This is a genomic window from Vibrio sp. S234-5 (assembly GCF_000960595.1).
GTDB lineage: Bacteria > Pseudomonadota > Gammaproteobacteria > Enterobacterales > Vibrionaceae > Vibrio.
Map to the genome: position 1 here is coordinate 1 of NZ_JZAM01000012.1, position 4,749 is coordinate 4,749.

Genomic DNA, 4,749 nt, shown 5'->3' on the forward strand with positions numbered 1-4,749 from the left:
AGAGCGAGCAATATTGAGCAGCTCACACTGGCGCTTTATCGGCACTGGGGTGGCTTCAACCAGCAAACTCTTTCGCTGGGCTCGGCCTCACGGCCGCGCACTTAGGCCAACAAATCATTTTCCATGGTCAATTGACCGATCTTGGCGTGAAGTTTGTCCACTTCTTCGGAATTCTCTTTTCCTGTGTGATTTTCGGTGGCAAAAATCATGGCTGCGTTTTCAAGCAGCTCCTTTTTCCATGTCGAGATTTGGTTAGCGTGCAGGTTGTATTTCTGAGCTAACTCAGCGACGGTTTTATCGCCTTTAGCGGCATCGAGTGCCACCTTAGCTTTAAACTCAGGAGAGTGGTTTCTACGTTTTCTAGTCATAATCTGTCCCTGTATTGTTGGGTACTATCAAAACAGATCGACCACTTAAAGTCATGTCCGAAAATCGGGGGCCACTTCTATTCATAACGCTAAACAACCCACGCGATCAAGAAACAACAAATATGTGATGACTATTTATTACCTAACTTAAGCCAGAAAACCTTGAATTCACCGTTCAATTCCAACTCGATTTAGCTGATAAAAACTCATGTTGCCTAACGCCCGGCTAAGGGGTTGACAACGCACCACCGGACTCAAAAAACACACTGTAAACACTGAAATTCAATTTTGCACCAAAGCCGCCACGCGTTGGCAATCCCTCTTGAGCCGTTTGTTAGGCCAACAGATTGACACCGAGACTTTCAAAACCAAAGGACGAGCTTTTTTGCAAACTTGAAACAAACTAACCGACTCATTTATAAACCAAAATGCTAAATCAGCAAAGAAACAAAAAAACTCAAATTGAGCGATTTGGAAGAAAAGTGACGAGCGTAGCATGCTCGGCGGACGTTTGGATGCTGAAGGTTATTTTGCCGCTAAACTCACAACGAAAAGCAACCCAACGCGATCAAGAAACAACAAATACGTGATGATTATTTATTGCTTAACTTAAGCCAGAAAACATGGAATTTACCGTTCAATTCAAACTCGATTTAGCTGATAAAAACTCACTTTGCCTAACGCCCGGCTAAGGGGTTGACGACGCACCGCCGAACTCAAAAAACACACCGTAAACACTGAACTGCAATTTTGCACTAAAGTCGCCACGCGTTGGCAATCCCTCTTGAGCCGTTTGTTATGCAAATTCAATAAGATAAACTGACTTTACTCGACCAAAAGCCACAATTGCAATGGTTGAGTGATTCAAGAATCAACCCAAGCAAGAACTGTGATAAATGAGCTGCCAAAACAAAGCCCACCTTTCAACAACAAACCAAGCTTTTGAATCAGGAAAACTCAACGAGCGAAAACTTCAGCAACTAAAAAATGCTCGATAAACTTGCCATTTCCACACTTTGCGCACGCTGAATTGACAACAAAACAGCACCAAAACTCATTGAGGCAAACAAAGAACCTTGTCTGTTTTACGGCTTGAGTGAACCAAGAATTTTAGGATAAAAATGCTCATTTGCCGACAATACAAAACGAATGGCCAGAGAAATCCCAAAAGATTGAACTTCTAAATTTACCTGAGTTGCATAACGCCGCATTAAGTGGTGAGCGACGCTAAACACCAATGCTTCGACAAACCACTTAAAACGCAAAAACTGAATTTACACTAAAACCGCCAAGCGTTGCGAATCCGTCTTAAATGCTTTGTTATGCAAATTCAATAAGATAAACCAGAAGTTACACTACATTTGATTAAGAAAACAATCAAAATGTTGGTTAAGTGAACCAAGAATCAACCCAAGCCTGAACCGTGATAAATAAGCCACCAAAACAAAGTCCACCTTTCAGCAACAAACCAAGCTTTTGAATCTGAAAAACTCAACGAGCAAAATATTCAGCGAACTCGAAATTCTCGATTAACTTGCCCTTTCCACACTTTGCGCTCACTAAATTGACCACGTACAAACGCTAAAACCAATTGAGGCAAGCAAAGAAATTTGCCTGTTTTACGGCTTGAGTTAACCGCGAATTTGAGGATAGAAAAGATCATTTGCCGACAACACAAAACGAATGGCCAGAGAAATCCCAAAAGATTGAGCCCCTAAATTTACCTGAGTTGCATAACGCCGCATTAAGGTGTGAGCAACGCTGCCACTAAACTAAACCATACCACCGTAAACACCAAACCCAAGGATGGAATGAAAAATGCTGAGCGTTGGGAATCACTCTTAAATGCTTTGTTAACTGGCTAGTCACTATGCCTTATTGGGACTACTTTTCTCGAAAATACTTTTCATATGCTCAAATGCTTTGGGGTCAAAATTTGGTGAAGGAATCTTGGTAAATGCACTATCACTGTCAAAGTTCCAGTTCTCAAAGATAGACTTCATATCTTCTTTATCAACATTATTCCCATAGATTTCCAAGTATAGTTTTCCAAACCGAATAGCATGAACACGGTCACTTCGTTTAAGTGCTTCATGTAAATGGGCATTACCTTGATTAAAGCAATGCTTAGCAAATGCACCTAACAAACCAATTACAATCAACCCTTTGAGGATAAGGTAAATGAAAAATAGCCAGTCAATGTTTTCTTTTGATGCTACGTTAAACGAGTAAGCCCCATAAGCCAGAGCAGCAATAGCTGCACCAATTGACCATTTTAAAGCTGAAGTTCCACGCTCGTTCCACGCTTTAGCCTCCAACTGAAATTCTTGCGCTTTTTCATCCAGGATATCAATAGCATCAGAAACATACTCCGGAACCTTAATATCAATGCGTTCTTGTATCTTTTTATCATGCTCTAGTTGGAGTTCAGCGAGCCTTCTTGATATTTCTTTTTCACGATTGCTTAGCTCTTGAGCCTTTCGCTTTGACTGTACTTGTTGTTGATGTAAGTGCTTTTCTGCTTCAACAATCTGTTGCTGTATTGCTTCTAGTTGTTTTGATTGTTGTTCCACTTTTATTTCATGATGCTGCTCTCGATATTCAATTTGTTGCTCAATGCGTTTAAGCCTTTGCAATGCCTCAAACTCAATTGAGTTTTCAATATTACTATTCAACAGATGATTGTACTCTGAGTCTAAATTTAGTTCCTGTTGAATATAATCCTTCCATTGAAGTCTCATATTATGAGGCAATAATTTTAACAATCGGTTCCGCTGACTTTCCTACACAGACTTAAGCACTACACCTTGAGTATCAGGACTTAGGGCAGAGAAGATCTTTTGATATTCTCGTTAGATAGCATGAACAAATATTTATTTATATTCCTCGGGGGAATAGTAGAAAAGACCTTTTCTATCGTTGCCGGTTTAGCGACGGAAAAAAAGCGGCGTAAACTTACTTCATCCAATACAGAAAAGACACGAGCAATTTCTTTCCCATTACTATTGTTTATTAATTGGTCAAAATCTTCATCACTTGAAACCAACCACAGCTCTCTAAGGTGCTCTTTTGGCAAGTTAGAGATTCTCGGATAATCTGTTTTTATATTCATATTCCTCCCAGACAGTTAACGCCCGCCTAAGGGGCTGGCAACGCATTACCACTAAACTCAAACACAACAACTGCAACCACCGCGGCTCAATGGGACTGGAAACGCTACGCGTTGACAGTCCCTCTTGAGGCGTTTGTTAGCTTCGTAGCCGATTGTTTAGCAATGATTTTTAAACACATTTGCTTGAAAATTATTTTACGCAGAAGCATCACACAAACACACGTCCAACGCCAAAAGCTGTGAAGTTGGCTGCCAAAACTCAAAACGGTCAAGGCTAAGTTGGTCACGGTTAAGAGTCCGCGACAAAGAAAGCATACTTTCAGCGATGATGCAGCCTTTGTGAAACCAAACTTTCCGCGTGGAGCATCCAACAACATTGAAGCATCGAGGCTTGCTAGTTTTCAGTGACTTTGAAACCACTGAACTTTCAACACGTTCGACCAAATCAGCATCAAGAAAAAGCCCAAAAGCCAAATTGTGCAATTTGAACGCTAAAGTCTGAATTTTCAGGACAATTAAACCCAGATTTTGATGGTTTTTGCTTTAAGAAGCTAACGCCGCGTTAAGGGGTGCAGGCACGCAATACAGAAGCTACCGCACAGTGCCGTAATCACCGAACTCAACGCAAACTGAAAATGCCACGCGTGCCAAATCCCTCTTAAACGCTTTGTTATGCATGTTTTTCAACCAAAGCTCAGGGCTTCACAGTTACTGTACGACCATGTCCGACTGAACAGTATTTAACAACACCATTTGGTGAAGTAAACTTTAAACTCTGAGCATTTAACAACAAATTTCGGTTCATCCGGAAAATCGATACCTGAATGGCTTTTCTGATACCATATCGCCAAAAATAGCCAGTTAATGTCAACTTCACTTCTTTACCATCGCTTTGGAATACGCGGCCCTTTCCATTATTGCTCTACAGAGTTTGATGGTGACGCGACCATCTTTCACGTAGCACACAATCCTCATATTAAATGTCCATCATGTCGTAGTCGTGATGTCATAAAAAAAAGGAGGTAAGGTTCGCCGTTTCATCGCTACGCCAATCGGCACTAGCCCCTGTTACATCCAGATAGCAAACCATCGGATTGAATGCCGAGCTTGTAATACACTCGGGTATTTGCCGCTTAACTTTGTGGTTCATCCGGAAAATCGATACCTGAATGGCTTTTCTGATACCATATCGCCAAAAATAGCCAGTTAATGTCAACTTCACTTCTTTACCATCGCTTTGGAATACGCGGCCCTTTCCATTATTGGTCG

3 protein-coding genes and 2 pseudogenes are annotated in these 4,749 nt (G+C 41.2%); all 5 read right to left on the reverse strand.

Annotated features, from left to right (window positions below):
* A pseudogene (locus tag UF06_RS00030) lies at positions 1 to 368 on the reverse strand (transposase); the annotation flags it as partial.
* A gap of 1,868 nt (positions 369 to 2,236) precedes the next feature.
* Positions 2,237 to 3,133 (reverse strand): hypothetical protein, encoded by an 897-nt coding sequence (locus UF06_RS00035; protein ID WP_139046221.1) that lies wholly within the window; start codon positions 3,131 to 3,133, stop codon positions 2,237 to 2,239.
* Positions 3,134 to 3,189: 56 nt separating this feature from the next.
* The gene (locus UF06_RS00040) at positions 3,190 to 3,480 is read right to left on the reverse strand and encodes a hypothetical protein (RefSeq protein ID WP_045568609.1); all 291 of its coding nucleotides are present in this window, start codon (positions 3,478 to 3,480) and stop codon (positions 3,190 to 3,192) included.
* A gap of 258 nt (positions 3,481 to 3,738) precedes the next feature.
* A pseudogene (locus UF06_RS27295) lies at positions 3,739 to 3,795 on the reverse strand (DUF645 family protein); the annotation flags it as partial.
* A 691-nt stretch (positions 3,796 to 4,486) separates the two neighbouring features.
* Positions 4,487 to 4,749 (reverse strand): hypothetical protein (locus tag UF06_RS27115; RefSeq protein ID WP_206778248.1); only part of this gene is annotated, 263 nt, incomplete at its 5' end.